Genomic DNA, 15,339 nt, shown 5'->3' with positions numbered 1-15,339 from the left:
TTATTGGATTTGATGAATTTGCGGCTCGAGCGCGGCGGCGAGAGCCTGGAGGTCGCCGATGGATTCGCCGAGTTCGGCGGGGACGACGCGGCAGGCGGCGAGAAGTTCGGGCAGTGCTTCGGTATGGAGTTCGCGTAGGAGCGCCGGTTCGAGGTGGCGGCGCGCGCGCGCGCGAAAAGCGAACCGAGCACGACGACCTGCGGGTTGAGGAGATCGACGAGCAGGGCGACGGCGCGGCCGAGTTTGCCCCCGGCTTTTTCCAAAAGCGCGATGGCGCGTGGGTCGCCTGCATCGGCGGCGAGCGCGACGTCCTTGGCCGAAGTGTCGGCGGGCCAGCCGGCCGCGCACGCCTGGCGTCCGATGCCGCCGCCTGATGCCCAGCCTTGGACGCTGCCACGTTTGCCGTAACCGAGCGGGCCGTCTTCGGTGAGGCGCACGTGGCCGATCTCGCCCGCGTTGCCCCCGGCTCCGGCGAGGAGGCGTCCGCCTGCGATGATGCCCGCGCCGAGTCCCGTGCCGCAGGTGAGGAAAACGAGGTCGCTTGCTCCTTGACCCGCGCCCCAACGCCACTCGGCGAGCGCGCCGGCGTTGGCGTCGTTGACCAGGGCGACGGGTTTACCGAAGTCGGCGGAAAACCAGGCGACGAGCGGGGCGTGTTCCCAACCGGGCAGGTTGGGCGGGGCAAGCAGACGGCCTTGCGCGAGGTCGAGCGGCCCGCCGCACGCGATGCCCACGCGGTGGAACTAGCGGCCAAAACCCAGCGCGGCCTCGCGGATGAGGCGGCGGGTTTCGTCGGGTGTGGTGGTCGGGAACTGGGCGCGGGCGTGGACCTGGCCGGCGGCGTCGCCGAGCACGACGGCGGTCTTAGTGCCGCCGAGGTCGATGCCGAGGAGGAGATCAGAGGGCTGTTAGCTCATGCATGGAATGGTTGCTCGTGGTGATCTACGCGCTGGGCGCTAAGCTGACGTCAGGTTTTGGGACCAGCCCGACCGCTGCCGAAGATGGCGGCTTGGGCGGCTCGACATTCGGTTCGGGCCGGCGGGCAAATAGGAATGAAATGAACGCCACCCCTGCCATCGCCACGCCGAAGAATACTTGAAAGCGCCACGCATCCAGCCCGACCACCGCGCCGGCCGGTCGCAACACACAGCCCCAGCCCAGGGTCGCGAGCCCGGCCACCAGCGAAGTCAGAGCTCCATAAACTGAAATCATCAAGGTGCGTTGCTCCGGCGGAATGAGCTTCGGCAGGTAGGCGAGGTTGCCCACCGTCCAAGTAGCGCCGCCAAGGCCGAGCGCGATATAAGCCGCAATCAAACCAACGCTCCCGCCGAGACCGGTGCGCACAAAAACCATCCAGTAAGCGGCGAGGCCAAAATAAAGTCCGAACGATAGCAATACGAAGGGACGCGCCCCCATCCCGTCAATGCGCCGACGGATGAGCACCGAGGCAAGGATCACCCCGCCGTAGCGAAAGACCTCGAGCCCCATGATCCAGCTCGGTTCAAGTTCGCGCACGGTTTTCAGGTAATAGGCTAGGAAGGGGGGAATCGGCGCAGTCGTCGCAAAGCAAAGCAGCGATAGCCAAAGGTAACGTCGAAACTCGCTTCTTCGCAGCACGATGTCTGGCAACGTACGAAACACGGTCTCGAGCTTGATCGGCTCGGGCACCGGCCCGTCTGGCAGGCGGCGCAACGCATAGTAGCTCCAAATCGAACCCGCGAGCGAGATGCCGTATTGCACGCCTAGTGCCGGGAAAACCGGCAGCACCGCGAACAAACCCGCGCACACCAGCAGCGTCAGCACACTAGACACCCCGGCCAGCATTGACTCGCTGGAGAAATAACGGCCACGCGCCCCTTGGGGAATGATCGAGTAAAACCACGGCATCATCGCGGCCAGCCCGATGGCTCGAAATAGACAGAAAAAGAAGATCATGCCGACCAGAGCCGAAGCCATCCACGACCGCACCCCGATCGTTGGCGCCAGCACCGCGAGCATGATCGGCACCAGGAGCAGAAGCGAACGAATGAGCCAGCCGCCAAGCATCAACCCTTTGTAGCCGTAGCGTGGCAGCAGCGCGGTGGCCACTATCTGCACTGGCGTGAGCAAAAAAAACATCGATGCGGCCAGACCCACTTTTTCCGGTCCAGCGCCCAGTTGCTCCGCGAAAAGCACCAACGGGGTGCCGATGGCAATCTGCCACCCCATCGCATTAAAAAATGAAAACACCAAACCCGGTCTCAACGGCCCCAGTTCGGGGTCGGTCTTGTTGGAAGGTAGCAGGCGTGAAAGCATGGCTAGAGACGCGGACCCAGCGTGGCGTTCAGGATGAGACATTGCGCGAGGTCGAGCGGTCTGCCGCAGACGATGCCCATACCTTTGAACTCGCGTCCAAACCCAGCGTCGTTGTCGCCGATCACGACGGCGCTCATAAGACCACCGAGGTCGATGCCGGGGAGGAGGTCGTTGGGCGGCTGGCTCATCGCGCGGGCTGGAATTGTTTTTGAGCAAATTCCAGCAGTGCGGGCAGCGCGTCGCTGACCGTGCTCCAGACGTGTCCGCCGGGGATTTCGCGGTAGTCGTGGGCAATGCCGAGCTCCGTGAGGCGGGCGTGGAAGTTGCGGTTCATGGTGAAGTCGAAGGCCTCGACGGGTGCGAGTTGCAGGATGGGGAGGCCGCGCAGGCGCTCGGCTTTCGTGAGGCAGTTGAACTCGGCGTAGCGTGCGGGGTCGGCCATCACGGCCGGGACGCCGTAGTTTTGTTCCTTGGGCAGCGCGGGGTTGGGGAAATCCACCAGCGCCATGGCGATGGCCAGGCCGCCGATGCGTTCGCGGTGGTCTTGCGCGAAACGCACCGCGCCGAAGCCGCCCATGCTCCAGCCGGCGATCACGGTTTTGGCGGGCGCGGCGGAGACGGGAAACTGGCGCGGCACGGCGTCCAACAACTCGCGCAACATCGACTGGTAGTGGCTGCCCGCGACGAGCGGCGAATCGATCCACCAGGCGCGGTCGCCATTCGGGCACAAGACGGCGAAGGGCTGGCGGGCGATCAAGGCCTTGGCGCGGGCGTCGTCGGCCAGGCTGCGGTGGTTGCGCCCGTCGCCGTGCAAGATCACCACGAGCGGCCAACCGCCGGACGGCGCGACGCCGGGCGGCACGAACAGCGAGTAGGCAACGGAGCGACCGAGGGCGCGGCTGTCCAAGGCGTGCGCTTTCAGCACCTCGGGCGAGGCGGTTTGTCCGAGGCCGAGGACGGGCAACGACAGGAGCATGAGAGCGACGGCGAGGCGGAGGGAGTTCATCAGGGGATAGGTTGTTCGTGGTGATCGATGCGCTGGGCGCGGGGCGGGCGTCCGGGCTTGGCCGGGCTGACGGCGTAGCTGGCAATTTCGTGGCCTCGGCGGCGGCGGGGTTGTGCAGGCGCACGATCCAGGCGAAGCCGGTCTAGGCTTTTGAGAATACTACCTCCTGAAGCTTGGCGGCGAACTCGGGCGGAAGCGCGGTCTGCTCGGCGGCGGAGAACGGCTCCAATCACGGTTTTCGGGTTTATAACTTTTTGAGATTAGACGCGGGCTCTCATAGAGTTTTTCAGGGTAGCCGATTTTCCCCTTCATAGCCGATGAGGCAAGGTGCCTGAGACGCAGAGGGAGGTGCGTTGCTCGTGGGCGGCGAAGTCCACTGGCAGGACGCGGTAGAACCACGTCTCGCCGGGGGCGACGTTTTCATCGCGATAGGTCACGTAGAACTCCCGAGCGGGCGGCACCTCGGCAACCAAGGTCTCGGCGGTTGGCATGAAATCGGGCGTTGAGGAGCGGTGGACGCGATAGAGCGCGAGGTCGCGTTCGGCGGAGCGTTGCCAGTAGAGCCAGAGCCGCTTGCTGGGCAAGGGAACCACGCCGACCTCGACCAGCGGGCGTGGCGGAGTCGTGTTGTTGATCCCGGTCGCGGTGCGCAGCGGGGCGCTGGCGGGGCCTTGCCGGTTATCCGCTGCGGCAACGGCCACCCGGTAGGTGTAGTCGGTGCCGGGATTGAGGTCGCGGTCAACAAACTCACGGTCGGTGGTGTAGCCGACCAGGGTTCTTTGCGAGGGCGCCTCGGCGTGGACCTCGCTGCGGAAGATGTGAAAACCCGCAGCGGGACGGTCGTCCACCGTTCGCCAGGCGAGGTGGATGCTGGCATCGGTCGTGCGTTGCACGGAAAGCTCGGCGATGGCGTGTAATGCCTCCGCCGGGCCTTCCAGGCGGATCGTGGCGAAGGCGTAGGCTGCGAGGTCGAACTCCACGGTGTTGCCCTGAACCGGGAGCGGGGAAAGGTCGTTTTCCACCAGGTCGCAGAGCGTGGCTTGGGCGCAGGGAAGTCCGGTCAACCCGAGCCGAACCCGCGTGGTGGGGCGACCCTCGGTTTCGACCAGCCGGACGATGTTGCCGCGTCCCGGTGCGGCGGACCGTTTTAAGACGCTGAGCTGCACATTGGGCGCATCGACGCTGAGCACGGAGAGGCGGTTGGGTGTTTCCGCAGCGCAGGCCGAAACCAGCGCTGGCAGGGCTTGGCGCCAGCCGAAATCGGCGGCTTGACCCGCTCTCCAATCGCCCGCGTGGGCACGGAGCGAGTAGCTCAGGGTCGCTTGATAAGAGCCCGCCGAGAGGTGGGTCAGGCCCGCCATGCGATTTGACCAGACGTAGTTGAACAGATGGGAGTTGGTCGCTTTGAACTTAGGACCGAACTGGTTGTAGTTGATCTGCCCGCAGTGGAAGCAGGCCGCCTCGCGCGGGGAGAGAGTGATGCCGAAGTCGGCATTGGCGACATCGATCCAGCGGTTGGCCATCACGAAGTCGGTGTTGGAACCGGGAGCCAGATCCTTGGCCGGGTCCAGCGTTCCCGGTCCCTGCTCAACCCGGAATGAGGCTGCGGGCACGGCGAATGGGAAGGCCACAAAAACATTCTCACGATAACGGTCGGCCTTGGTCGTGTGCAGGAATCCCATGCGGCGGACGTCGTTAATCACCTCCAGGCGATCCTCCTCGGCAAAGAGGCGCAGCGTAGTGACGATCTCGACGTCCAACTCGTTGTCCTTGGTTATGATCTCAACGGCGGCGGAGATCGGTCCCTGATCTTGCACACGCACAGTGGAATGCCCGATCCGCTTCAAGGTGAGATCGGCCGAGAAAAGTGCCGGTGCATGGCAGCGGATGAAGGTGTTGAATGAGAACTGAGCCTTCACATCCAACAACTCACGATCCAAAACCAGACTACGCAGGGAGCGAACCGCGCCGTCGGCTCGACTGACTTCCAGGCGATACCAACGGTTGTGCAGGATGACAGCGAGTTCATCTTCCCGAGCGACGACCTCGAAAGCGGAGGGCAACGAAACCGAGCCGAGCGCCAAGCGATACACGGCGTAACCCAGCGCCGGAACATCGGCGTGGAAACGCAGCTTGCCCTCCGGAGTGTATTCCGCCGGGACGATTGTTCCCGTGGTTTCCTCTACGATATGGTAGGCCCTTTGGTTTAAAGCCTGAACCGGCAGTGGATACTCGGCTATGCCGCTGCGAGGATGCGCCAGCGAGTTCCAGACGGCGAGGCGCTCCGGCACGGATGCGGGGTATTCATTTTTCCCCAGCAAAGTTTGCTCGGCTCGCGCGATAGCTTGGTCGACGAAGGCGCGAGCGCGGCCAAGACCATGCTGTTTTACGACCACGGTGTTGAAGACGTTTTGATCATTCACCGAGAGCATCGTGGGCCAGCAGTGCTCATCGAACTCTACCAAAGTCTGGTAGGCTTCCTCGAAACCCCACGTGAGCGGGGCGAAGATTTCCGGATCCCGGCTGGCGGCCAGAACGTGCAGCGACTCGGCAAAGGCGAGCAGTCGGGTGGTCTCGCGTTTTTCGCCTTGGGCCTTCGGATCAATGCTGCTGTAGTCGGCGGAATTGTTGGCGGTATCTCCCCGGATTTCAGGAATGACTGCTCCGTATTTTTCTTCGAGATAGGCGAGCGCCCCAAAAGCATTTTCGAACTGAATTTTGGGGTAATCAAATTTCTCGCGCCAAGAGGCGATGGCGCGCTCCGCTTCATGCGGCACTTCCCAATCAACATAGTTGGAAATGATCACGGCATCGTAAGGGTAGGGTCCGCGAACCTCGCCACGAGCCAGTTGCTCCAGATAGTTCGTAGCATCAAGCGCGGCGGAATCGATAAAGGCGGCTCCATAACCGCCGCCGCTGCCCAGATTGAATTGTTCGCTATAACTGCCATGGAAGCTGGTGAGGATGCGACTGGTTTGATCGGGACCGGTCATCCAAGCGATGGGTGGCAAGCCCAGTTGAAACGGGTTGCGCGGGCTTTGGGCAATGCGTCCCGGGCCGCGAAAATACGTTTTTTGCTTGATCAGGTGCCTGAAACCGCCCTGCGCGAGAATCTGGTAGCCGGGCCAAGAGACGCTGGGGTTGTCGGGCACGGCGATGCCGGTGACATCCAAACCGAAGCGGTCGCGCAGATGTCGGCGGGCGGGATAGGGCAGGCGGGCGAGTTGCTCGTAATCCATCCAGTGAAAATGCGGGCCGCTGGGGTTGCCCATCAGCGTCATTTTGCCGGTTTTGAGATAGCCTTCGACAAACGCGACCAGAGCCTGCGGCCCTCGCTCGCGTTCATAGGCACGCAGAAACCCCAAGTGCTCAATGTGATAGTGCCAGTCGTGATATTGGTCGTGGTCGGTGCAGAGGCGTCTGGCTAGGTCCAGGTAATCGGCGGCATCGCGCTGCATGACGTCGATGCGCCCGTCGTAGCCGAGATCGTAGTGAGAGGCCTTGAGCAAATACACCTTCCACTGGCGCGCCGGTTGCCACTCGCCACGCCAGACCAGCGGCGCGGTTTCGCCTTCGAAGCGCATCTCGACCGCCAGCTCGGTCGGCGTGGAGACGGCGGGCAGCAACAGCTCCAAGCGCGACTCGCCGGGAACCAAGGTCACCGGAAGAGACGGTAAAGCGCGCCCCCCTAAATTGACATCAAGCGTCCCCGCAACGGCGGCGGGCGCGATGCTGGCCACGCGCAACCAGGCGAGTTGGCGGAGTTGCCCATCCTTTTGTTTAGGGAATAGGGCCGTGGGTTGGACGTCGAGGAGGCGGAAGGGTGTGGACATGGTATTCATTAAAAAGGTTGGAGAGAGGCGGGATCAGTTTCCCGGGGTGCGGACGAGGCGGCGGAGTTCGCGGAGGCAGCGGCGGGCTTGGTCCCAGGCGGGCGGGAAAACACTGAGGTTGTAGCCGTGGGGGGTGGCCGGGCCGATTTCAGGGACGATCCAGAGGGGCTCGGCGTCGGGGAGGCGGGGCTGAAGCAGGGGGGTGATGAAGCGCCGCCAAGTCTGGAACTCGGGGGTGAGGCGACCGGTGGAGTTCATGACGGGCACTTGGGCGTGCTGGCCGTTGAAGGGCCGGAGGTGGAGGATGTGGACGAGGGTGCGGGGACCGGAAAGGGCGCGGTGAAAATGCTCGGGGCGGAGATGTTTGACGAGGGCATGGTGAGAGGGGTCGAGCGTCACGGGCAGGGGTTCGCCCGTGCGATGGGCGTAGGCGGCGGCGAGGGTGGCGAGGCGTTCGGGCGTCTCGGTCGCGGTGTTGCGGTGGGTTTCGAGGGCCCAGCGGGCTTGGCGTCGCTCGGCGGCGGTGTGGAGGCGGAGGCAGGCGCGGAGCGCGGTTTAGGCGCACGGATCGAAGGCCACGGTTGTACCGGTGATGGGGCTTTGATAAACGGGCGGAAGTTCGCGGGCGGTGAGCAGCATCGAGATTTCGCTCCAGGTGCTCATGCTCGCGGTGTGACCGATGGGGCGCATGCCATCCATCGTCATGAGTCGCTCGCTGATGCAACCGTCGGGCCGTCCCGGCCAGACCGACTCGTCGCCGGGGCGCAAGATCATTTGCGAGATGCAGCCGACGATATCGACGAGCATGTGAAGGAATCGGTCCTCACCCGTCGCCTCATGGAGCAGGAGCAACGCCTCGCAGGAAGATGTGCAGACACCCGGCGCGCCGTGTTGATTCTGGGTGTTGGCAAAGACGGCGCCGCGCGCCTGGATGCCGATGCGACCGAGTGGCGAATCCGCCGGCAACTTCGCGTCGTAGCGCAGGACCCAGGTGGCGAAGAGATCGGCGGCTTGCACGGCACGCTCGAGCCAGCGCGCTTCGCCGGTGGCGCGGTGAAGATGCACAAGCCCGGCCAGCAGCGCGTAGTTGCTCTCGGAATCCGCCGCCATCAGCGCATCCCCGACCCCGCCGCAGGTGTAACCGCGATCGATGAAATGCGTGCCGTAGTAATCCGCCAGCTTTCGCGCGATCTCGAGGTAGCGGGGCTCCTTGAACCATGCCGCGCCGCGCACCAGCGGCTCGATGCCGAAGCTGCCGCAGGCGCTGTCGCCCCAGAGCACCTCGCCGGTGTCGAAATCGACCGTGTAACCAAGATGACCAAATCGCTCCGCGGTGCTGACCATCGCCTCGAGGTTACCCTTCGCAGCGGCTTCCCAAACGGGCTCGATTTTCTCACCTCGCGAGCGCAGGAGTTCGAGCACTTTCAAAACATCGCGTGTGCACTCGAGCGGTCGGCGGATGAGCGAAAAGGCGCGGCATCCGAGACGCTTGCCTCCGAAGCTCAACCAGCGCTCGCCATTGTGCAGGCCGTGGAAATAACCACTCGGCGTCACCGCATTGCGGCAGAGGGTGTCGAGCATGCGCACCGCACGGCGACGGCGCTCGGGATTTTCCGACATCGCCATCGCGACCATGGTCACACCGCCGCCGACCCAGCCGGTCTGAAGGAGCCAGCCCTTATCTCCCATCTGACTCTGATAATAGCCGTTCCGCTCATTCCAGTTGTGGGCGTCCTGCTTGGCCTCGATCCGCTCCGCTGCATCGGCAAAGGATAGGGATCGCGGACGCGGCGCGCTTCCCACGCAGGTCTCGCCATGGAGGGCCACCCGATGAATGAAGGCGGGAATCGTCTCGGCGGGCACCGGCATGAGGCGCGCATGGAAAATCACGGGCTTGCCCGGCTCGAGGTCCATGCCCGGCTCGTTGGTGACATCCACCCAATCACAGAAACGATAACGGCGCTTGCGCATGACAGGCAGGCAGAGTTCCACTCTCACCGCTTCACCCGGCAGTGTGACGAGATTCACGCCGCTCACACCCCAGTCTCCGTCGATGTCGAAGCCGACCAGACATCCCATCCGCTGCTGCGGATCAAACACGCCGGCGGCGGGAATGGCAAAGGCATTGGCGGCCAACTCGGTGCGGTAGCCGGTATCGGCGCTTAGGCGCGGGATGTCCGACACCACGATCGGGCCGTCGGGCGTCACGCCTTCGGTCAGCAGATAAGGCGCGTAAGGCTGCGGCGAAACCACAAAGCGGTTGCCATTGTAGATCACACCCGGCGCGATGACATAGCTCTTCCACCCCAAACCAAGCTCAAGCGGCAGCACCAACTGCACGCCACTCAGGGCCACGGGCGACTCGACGCAAACTTCCAATGCCACGCCGTCGGCGGATTCGCCCGGAGTGAAAGAAACTCGCAGCCCCGCCGCCGCGGAGCCTGAAGGAGCGGAGAAATGAAGACCATCGCCCGCGGGCTCAAGTGTGACGGTGGCAGCATTCTCGCCGGAAAAGATCACCTGTGGCGCGGCAAGACGCACAGCGGGACTGTGACCGTTTTGCTCTTCAAGGAGTGGAGTGGTGGATGTCCTCATTTGGTTGTTTTGGATGTGAGTTTAGGAAAGGCATCATCTTTTTGGGAAATAGCTTCGAAGTAAATGGGGGAAATTCATGGCGCGCAATCCACGCGAGTCCGTGCCTTCCAATCCCGATAAAGTCTCCAGAGGAAGAAGAGGGCGACTGCGCTCCAGCAGAGGCTCCAGACGGGGATGTAGCGGTAGGCGTAGTCGCTGCCATGGTGGAGGCGTTTCATGAGGTCGAGAAACAGCCCCCCAAAGCCCCCACCGATGATGGATCCTAAGGAGCGGACCAAAGCATTGGCCGAGCAGAACTGGCCGTAGCGGTCGTGCGGTAGCAACCGCATGTTCATCGGCTGCATCATTGCCTCGGTGAGGACGGCGAAGGGTAGATTGATGGCGCTGATCGAGATCGCGATGTTGAACGCGGTGGCGGGGGCAAAATCGAAGAACAACCAGACCAGGCCTAGCGGCATGAAAAACAGATTTATCAGCTTTACCCACACCAGAACTCGCAAGGGATGGAAGCGGTCGCCCAGTGCTCCGGCGGGGTAGGTTAGAGCCTGTCCCGAAAGCATAAAAACCTAGCAGTGAACTATTAGCATAAGTTTAATGATGCCTAAAGAGGGGTAATTCCCTGGTTTTGGTCAAAAAAAAGCCGCTATAATCGGCCATGAAGTCAAAACCCGTATCCGCCACCTCGGCCATTGCCCTGCAACGCTGGTTGCGTCCGGCGCTAACGCCAGTCGGTGCCAATAAAGATTACGCCGAGTTTCGCCAGCAATTGGAAGGACTCGACGCGTTGTTGCGTGGCAGCCACTTGGAGACGATGGCGATGGACTTTGCCAAGGCGGGGGCAGGCCAAGCCAGTGTCGCACAACTACGCCAGCGTATGGAGTTTGCGCTCAAAGCGTTACGCTTTGAAGTGTTGCGGGTGCATTTGGGCAACATATCCTTTCGCGAGCTTTCCCGTAGCATTGCCTCAAGTGATTTACTGGCGGATTTTTGCGGTGTTCGCACGCTTGAGGGAATCAAGGGGGCGTCCAAAAGTGTGCTGGAGCGGGCCTCGAAGTTTTTCACCGCCGAACAGGTGCGCTGGATGGGGCAAGTGTTGGTGGAGATGTGCGGCGAGAAGGATCGCGCCACTGAACTCGGGTTGAGCGCGCCGCTGGACATGGATGTTTGCCTCATCGACGGCACGTGCTTGGAGACCAACATCCACTTCCCGGTGGACTGGGTGCTGTTGCGTGATGTGTCCAAGACTTTGCTCAAGGCCATGATTTTAATCCGCCGCGCTGGACTGCTCCACCGTATGCCTGAAGAGCCGGAGTGCTTTGCCAAGCAGATGAACAAGTTGTGCATGTCAATGACCCACGCAGGCCGCCGCAACGACGCCAAGCGCGCGCGTAAACAGATCCTGCGCAAGATGAAGACGCTGTTACGCACGATCGGAGAACATGCCCGCCGCCACCGCGACCTGTTGGCGCAGAAGTATAGCCAAACCCATTACAGCCAACGCCAAACCAAGCGGATAACCACCCGCATCGACGCTATGCTCGGCCAACTGCCCGCCGTCATCAAGCAGGCCCACGAGCGCATCATCGGCGGACGCCCGGTGCCCAACGACCAAAAGATCCTCAGCGTGCATGAACTTGATGTGAACGTACTGGTTCGCGGCAAAGCAGGGAGCCAAGTCGAGTTTGGCAACTCGTTGCTGTTGAGCGAGGCGCTCTCCGGTTTAATCACCGACTGGCAACTCTACCAGGGCGCGGCTCCGGCAGAATGGTGCCAACTCGAGGAAAGCCTGGCGCGGCAGAACCGCTTTGACCTGAGTGCGCCGATTAGCGCGGTCGGCACCGACCGCGGCTTCGCCACCAAAAAAACTTCCGCAATGCTCAAGCAACAAGACGTTTACGATGCGGTATGCCCGCGTGATCCGCACGCGCTCAAGGAGCGTTTGAGCGAAAAACGCTTCGCCCAATTGCAGCGGCGCCGTTCGGCGACCGAAGCGCGCATTGCGATCCTCAAACAACGCCTCGGCGGACGCTTGCGCTGTAAAGGGTTTGCCAACCGCTACCGTTCGGTGGGTTGGAGTGTACTCGGTCACAACCTCTGGCTGGTGTCACGAATCCTTGCCGAGGAAATAACACTTCCGCTGGCCGCTTAATTCAATTTTCCGGCAAAAATGTGAATAACCCTGGGGCTCGCCCCGGCTTTGCCGTACCTTACTACCGCGCTTGGGGGCGGGAAAAATCGATTCGGGCCGCCGTTTAACGTCGCTGGGGTGATTCGTGCCACCTCGTTCGCCCGCAATCCCAATGGACCTCTGCGCACTTTTTAAAAATCCGGAAATTTGGGACAGGCTCTAGGTTAACAGCATGTTCATGAAGCTCACAGTGCCGCTGATCATGCCGATCTGCGCTAGATCGAGGCCGATGGATTTTTGCAGGAAGACATTGAAAACCCCGAGCGTGCCCGCGATTGCCCAACAGGCAGTGCACAGGAATAGATTCCAGTAGTAGCGATCGGTATAGCACTCGGTGACGTAGAGTTTTACTTGGGTAAAAAAACCGCTTCCGGCCTTGTCAGTTTCGGGCGGCGGCGGGTATTCGCCCTCCTTTACCTTCCAGCACATAAGGCCCATGCCGACGGCATAAAGGAGCGCGGCGCTAACGTAGATTTCAGTCATGTGGGTTTCCGCGTGCTTAAAAATGAAGAACCCAAAAATCATCGACTCCAAGTGGGCGACGATTCGAAAGATGCCAAGGAAACGGCCGAGGAATTCTTGCGGAACGACGTCGTTGAACAAATACCAGAAAACCGAGTTCACGAACATGTCGAAGAACTTGAAGGCCACCATAAAGACGCCGATGCAGGCGATGGTGACGGTGGAGTGCGACAGGCCCCAAGAGACAGGCAGGAGGCCGTGCAGAACATGCCCGATCTGCTCGGAGAAGCCGAGAAGCAGGAGGCAGCCGGTCAAAAACGGCAGCGTGTAGAGAATGAAAGGAATCCGGCGCCCCATCGGTCCGCGGTGGCGGTCGCTCTTGAAGCTCACCCATGGGCACACCGTCGTGTTCAGCATACCGGGGAGCGTCGTCATGATCAGTGCGATGGCCCAGTTCGGCGCGTCCAGACTGCGCAGCTTGAGGGGCACGATCGCCGGGTTGAGGGACTCCATGACCTGAAAACAAAAGTCTCCCCAGAGCAGCCATCCAAACAACGCCACCAGCCCCATCTTGGTATAAGTGAGGGTGCCTACGCTGTAGGTTTTTGGAGGCGATGCGGGCCGGGGCGATGCGGGGGTGGGGTCGTTCACGTAAACGGAACTCTATCAGGTTGGAGTCCAAAGCTCAAAACGCCGTTTATGTTAGTCGTCGCAACCCTGCCCGCCCGGCCCTCCTCATTCCTTCCCCAGGCGGCAGCTCTTGCCTTCCCGGAAGCGGCTCTCAACGCGGAAGGTTTGCGGCATCGCGGGCAGGCCATGTTCGTAGTGCCGCAACTGAGCCGCCATCAGATCCACCGCTGCGGAGCCGATCAGGGCTCCGGGATAAATGAGACCGGTGAGATTCGGGCTGCGGGGGGCAGGGGGACTGGAAGGAATGCGCCTCTCGGTTGATAATGGGCCATCGAGATCGAGCAGGAAAAGGTCCGGTGGGGTGGGGCGGGTCTGCGGCAATGCCTCGTGCCAACGGACGACTTCGCCCAGCGCGGTCACCACCACGTCCGGACGGAATTCGCGGCACCAGCGGCGGAACTCCCGCTCCGCGTCTGGGCCGCCCAAGCGCAATGCGGGAACCTGCTCCTTCACCGGCAACCATAACTGGCGTTCAAGGAAGGTGCCCATCCATTGGCGGGCGCGGGCGTCGGGGTCCACCGAACCGACCATGCCCGGCCGCGCATAGCCCGCCGCAAGCAGCCGCGAGAAGACGCGCTGCATCCCGTCGTAATGGTTCTGGGTCGCCCGGTGAAACCCGGTGAGAGGTTGGCAATAATCCGCAGCCGCAACCGCCAGATTATCAAAGGGCATCTCGATGGGAGCGCATTGCGCCGACAAGGGACCGAGCACCACGCCGTTCACCCCTCGGGCTTCGAGGATGCCGCCGATGCGTTTCCATCCTGGATTTCCCGATGTCACATGGAAGTAATCCACCATGAGTCCCAAAGCCTCCGCCCGCTCCCGCACTCCCTGCCAGATCGCGGCCATCCATGGCCGGCTCTTCAAGCGCTCTGCCGGTTCGCCGCAGAGAAAGATGATAGACGGCTGGGAGGCGACCCGGTCGCCGCGCCTGCTGACGTGCCAGGCCTCATGAAACGGATTCCGCCGGTAGCCCTGCTTTTGCAGAACCTCCAGCACCCGGTCCCGGGTTTCTTTCGCGACCGTGGGATGGTTGTGGATCACCCGCGACACGGTCATGATCGAGACTCCGGCCTCTTGGGCCACTGAAATGGTGGTCGCCTTCATGCCTGGATCATCTCCTTTTGGGGCGCACGCAACGTCCGCCCCTCCACGAACGAGTTGGCGAAACTCTGCAGAATATCGGCCCGCGCAGGCAGTCCGGTTTCGCCGTGGTAGAGCATCACGGCAAGCGCATCCACTGCGCTGCGCCCCAGTTCCCCGCCCGGTTGCGGAATCCCGGCAGCATGCCGGATCACCGGAAAATCCTTGCGCAGGCCGAGGTGGAAATAGCCGACTTCCTCCGGGATTCGCAGCCCCTCCTCGTGCAGCCATGCCAGATACTCGGTGATGCCGCCGCTCACGATCACATCCGGGCGATATTTCCGGAACCACCGCAAATACGCGGCCCTGCACGGGGCGAGGTCGCCATCCATCAACAGCCGCAGCGGCGGCACCTCGAGCGCTTCTGGAAACGATTCGCGACAGGCCAAAAAATCCGCGGTGTGCCGGCTGCCGCCGATTTTTTCGGTGACCAGGCTGCCGACATAGCCGGGCCGCCGGTAGCCGCGCTGGCGCAGGTCCTCCATGGCGTGGCGGATCGTTTCAAAGCCGTGTGAGGCCACCGTGTGCACCGGCGGGTGCGATGCGGTAAAGCCGATGGCCACCACCGAGAGCTCGTCCCAAGGCAGCGTGACTGGTGGCGAGCCCGGAGGGAAGCGCGCGATGATGACCCCGCGGATGCCGCGCTTGCGGATTTGGTCCGCCGTGCGCTCCCATCCATCGGTGCGCTGGTGGGCATAGAAAATCTCGATCGAGAATCCGAGCTCGCGCGCCCGTCGCCGCGCCGAACGCCAGGCTTCGGCGAGAAAAAAACTCTTCGCATACTCTGCGCGGCTGTGGCCGGCCAGATAGAGCAGCGGCTGGCGGGAAAGCCCGGCCTCGGGGTTGCGCACGCGAGCCATCCACTCGCCCACCAGGGGATTAAGCCGGAAACCGATTTGCTGCGCCGCAACCTGAATCTTCTCCCGGGTCGCAGTGCTCACCAAGGGGCTGCCCTTTAATGCGCGGTAAATCGTCGCTCGGGAGCAGCCGGTCATGGACGTCACTTTCTGGAGTAACTTGGCGGACATGTGCGTGGAAAATTAACCTGAATCGAATATCGGCGCCACAAAATACGACGATTATCAGAGCCTGAGCCTCCTCGAAAAGGTTTTTGGTTTTTTCTAGTA

General features: G+C 62.3%; 12 protein-coding genes and 1 pseudogene. 1 reads left to right on the top strand and 12 read right to left on the bottom strand.

The features are described from left to right. The 9 genes and pseudogenes from H2170_11510 to H2170_11470 form a co-directional block, all read right to left on the bottom strand. Positions 1 to 884: pseudogene (locus H2170_11510) on the bottom strand (ROK family protein). Positions 885 to 942: 58 nt separating this feature from the next. Then, positions 943 to 2,295, bottom strand: a complete 1,353-nt coding sequence (locus tag H2170_11505) for an MFS transporter (protein ID MCS6300705.1) — start codon at positions 2,293 to 2,295, stop codon at positions 943 to 945. 2 nt (positions 2,296 to 2,297) lie between these two features. Then, the gene (locus H2170_11500; GenBank protein MCS6300704.1) at positions 2,298 to 2,483 is read right to left on the bottom strand and encodes a hypothetical protein; all 186 of its coding nucleotides are present in this window, start codon (positions 2,481 to 2,483) and stop codon (positions 2,298 to 2,300) included. After that, positions 2,480 to 3,301: a hypothetical protein gene (locus H2170_11495; protein ID MCS6300703.1), complete on the bottom strand. Its 822-nt coding sequence runs from the start codon at positions 3,299 to 3,301 to the stop codon at positions 2,480 to 2,482. The genes H2170_11500 and H2170_11495 overlap by 4 nt, the downstream gene beginning before the upstream one ends. Beyond that, positions 3,301 to 3,534, bottom strand: a complete 234-nt coding sequence (locus H2170_11490; protein MCS6300702.1) for a hypothetical protein — start codon at positions 3,532 to 3,534, stop codon at positions 3,301 to 3,303. The genes H2170_11495 and H2170_11490 overlap by 1 nt, the downstream gene beginning before the upstream one ends. A 75-nt stretch (positions 3,535 to 3,609) precedes the next feature. Beyond that, positions 3,610 to 7,134, bottom strand: coding sequence for a fibronectin type III domain-containing protein (locus tag H2170_11485; protein MCS6300701.1), 3,525 nt, complete (start codon positions 7,132 to 7,134; stop codon positions 3,610 to 3,612). Between the two features lie 33 nt (positions 7,135 to 7,167). After that, positions 7,168 to 7,533 (bottom strand): hypothetical protein, encoded by a 366-nt coding sequence (locus H2170_11480; protein ID MCS6300700.1) that lies wholly within the window; start codon positions 7,531 to 7,533, stop codon positions 7,168 to 7,170. Positions 7,534 to 7,689: 156 nt separating this feature from the next. Beyond that, positions 7,690 to 9,729, bottom strand: a complete 2,040-nt coding sequence (locus H2170_11475) for a hypothetical protein (protein ID MCS6300699.1) — start codon at positions 9,727 to 9,729, stop codon at positions 7,690 to 7,692. A gap of 74 nt (positions 9,730 to 9,803) precedes the next feature. Beyond that, complete coding sequence (locus tag H2170_11470) at positions 9,804 to 10,289, bottom strand: hypothetical protein (GenBank protein ID MCS6300698.1); 486 nt, start codon at positions 10,287 to 10,289, stop codon at positions 9,804 to 9,806. Positions 10,290 to 10,384: 95 nt separating this feature from the next. Between H2170_11470 and H2170_11465 the strand changes: the two genes are divergently transcribed. Further along, positions 10,385 to 11,878, top strand: coding sequence for a hypothetical protein (locus H2170_11465; GenBank protein MCS6300697.1), 1,494 nt, complete (start codon positions 10,385 to 10,387; stop codon positions 11,876 to 11,878). Positions 11,879 to 12,076: 198 nt separating this feature from the next. Here the strand turns inward: H2170_11465 and H2170_11460 are convergent, their stop codons facing one another. The 3 genes from H2170_11460 to H2170_11450 form a co-directional block, all read right to left on the bottom strand. Then, entirely contained in the window at positions 12,077 to 13,030 is a 954-nt protein-coding gene (locus tag H2170_11460; protein MCS6300696.1) for a hypothetical protein, read from the bottom strand. Between the two features lie 84 nt (positions 13,031 to 13,114). Beyond that, the gene (locus H2170_11455) at positions 13,115 to 14,176 is read right to left on the bottom strand and encodes a LacI family DNA-binding transcriptional regulator (GenBank protein ID MCS6300695.1); all 1,062 of its coding nucleotides are present in this window, start codon (positions 14,174 to 14,176) and stop codon (positions 13,115 to 13,117) included. Beyond that, complete coding sequence (locus tag H2170_11450; protein ID MCS6300694.1) at positions 14,173 to 15,240, bottom strand: LacI family DNA-binding transcriptional regulator; 1,068 nt, start codon at positions 15,238 to 15,240, stop codon at positions 14,173 to 14,175. The genes H2170_11455 and H2170_11450 overlap by 4 nt, the downstream gene beginning before the upstream one ends. Positions 15,241 to 15,339 lie beyond the last annotated feature (99 nt).

Source organism: Opitutus sp. (assembly GCA_024998815.1).
In the GTDB taxonomy this organism is placed as follows: domain Bacteria; phylum Verrucomicrobiota; class Verrucomicrobiia; order Opitutales; family Opitutaceae; genus Rariglobus.
This window is presented reverse-complemented; position numbering and strand designations above follow the sequence as displayed.

Excerpts from the sequence above, each read along its gene's own strand:
- H2170_11505 (MCS6300705.1), bottom strand. The coding sequence starts at position 2,295 with ATGCTTTCACGCCTGCTACCTTCCAACAAGACCGACCCCGAACTGGGG.
- H2170_11500 (MCS6300704.1), bottom strand. The coding sequence starts at position 2,483 with ATGAGCCAGCCGCCCAACGACCTCCTCCCCGGCATCGACCTCGGTGGT.
- H2170_11495 (MCS6300703.1), bottom strand. The coding sequence starts at position 3,301 with ATGAACTCCCTCCGCCTCGCCGTCGCTCTCATGCTCCTGTCGTTGCCC.
- H2170_11485 (MCS6300701.1), bottom strand. The coding sequence starts at position 7,134 with ATGTCCACACCCTTCCGCCTCCTCGACGTCCAACCCACGGCCCTATTC.
- H2170_11475 (MCS6300699.1), bottom strand. The coding sequence starts at position 9,729 with ATGAGGACATCCACCACTCCACTCCTTGAAGAGCAAAACGGTCACAGT.
- H2170_11470 (MCS6300698.1), bottom strand. The coding sequence starts at position 10,289 with ATGCTTTCGGGACAGGCTCTAACCTACCCCGCCGGAGCACTGGGCGAC.
- H2170_11465 (MCS6300697.1), top strand. The coding sequence starts at position 10,385 with ATGAAGTCAAAACCCGTATCCGCCACCTCGGCCATTGCCCTGCAACGC.
- H2170_11455 (MCS6300695.1), bottom strand. The coding sequence starts at position 14,176 with ATGAAGGCGACCACCATTTCAGTGGCCCAAGAGGCCGGAGTCTCGATC.
- H2170_11450 (MCS6300694.1), bottom strand. The coding sequence starts at position 15,240 with ATGTCCGCCAAGTTACTCCAGAAAGTGACGTCCATGACCGGCTGCTCC.